Below are 1,255 nucleotides of genomic sequence, written 5' to 3' on the forward strand. Positions count from 1 at the left end.
TGTAGTGGCACACTAATTTTGGCCACCTAAATAGAGGTGATATTATTACCTCGTAGATGACTTTAGGTGAACACATGAGATCGACAACCAGAAAAACATTTAGTGCTGAATTCAAACTTGAAGCAGCCCAATTAGTCCTCGATAAAAACCATAGCATCATCGAAGCTGCAAAGGCGATGAACGTAGGTAAGTCCACTATGGATAAATGGGTGAGACAGTTAAAACTAGAACGCCAGGGTGGCACACCAAAAGCATCTCCGATTACCCCTGAACAAATTGAAATCCGTGAGCTGAAGAAGCAAATAGCTCGTCTTGAGGAGCACAATCTTATCCTAAAAAAGGCTACCGCTCTCTTGATGTCAGACTCGATGAACAATTTACGCTAATCAGCGCACTCAAGCAGAGCCACTCTATTCTCACAATTTGTAATGCATTCAAAGTACATCGAAGTAGCTATAAGTATTGGCTAAAAAGAAAAGAACATATTGATGCAGACTTTACTATTTTATGCAGTGAAGTGAAGGCCGCACATCGTATTAGTCATGGCTCTGCCGGTGCGCGAACGATAGCGCAATTAGTGACTAATAAAGGGATTGGTCTCAGTCGTTATCGAGCCCGTAATCTAATGAAAAAGCTTGGGTTATTAAGCTGTCAGCAGCCTAAGCATTCTTATCGGAAAGCGACACAAGAGCATATTGCAATTCCCAATACGCTTAATCGACAGTTTGCAGTAACTCAACCAGATCAAGTGTGGTGTGGCGACGTGACGTATGTTTGGGTCGGTAATCGCTGGGCCTATCTAGCCGTTGTTTTAGACTTATTTTCCCGCAAACCTRTTGGATGGGCTTTGTCATTATCACCAGATAGTGAGCTGACCTGTAAAGCTTTGAAAATGGCATTTGAGTTAAGAGGTAAGCCTGAGAATGTGATATATCACAGCGATCAAGGTTCGCATTACACAAGCTTGAAATTCAGACAATTAATATGGCGTCTTCAGATTGAGCAAAGTATGAGTCGTCGCGGGAATTGTTGGGATAACGCACCAATGGAGCGTTTCTTTAGAAGTTTGAAATCTGAGTGGATACCCGTAAGTGGTTATGGGAATTTTACAGAAGCAGATAAAGAGATCACAAATTACATCACTGGATATTACAGTGAGACCAGACCCCATCAATATAATGGTGGGTTAACGCCAAATGAGTCAGAACGTTTATATTGGAATGACTCTAAAATCGTGGCCAATTTTACTTGACCA

1 protein-coding gene is annotated in these 1,255 nt (G+C 41.7%); it reads left to right on the forward strand.

Going from position 1 to position 1,255, the window contains the following annotated elements:
• The first annotated feature begins 74 nt into the window (after positions 1 to 74).
• Positions 75 to 1,252 (forward strand): IS3-like element ISSba5 family transposase gene (locus L5M29_RS23595; RefSeq protein WP_263170345.1). Its coding sequence is split into 2 segments (ribosomal slippage): positions 75 to 333 and positions 333 to 1,252, totalling 1,179 coding nucleotides; the frame shifts between segments, so codons are not numbered across the junction.
• Positions 1,253 to 1,255 lie beyond the last annotated feature (3 nt).

This window comes from Shewanella sp. SM95, from assembly GCF_025653595.1.
Taxonomy (GTDB): domain Bacteria; phylum Pseudomonadota; class Gammaproteobacteria; order Enterobacterales; family Shewanellaceae; genus Shewanella; species Shewanella oncorhynchi.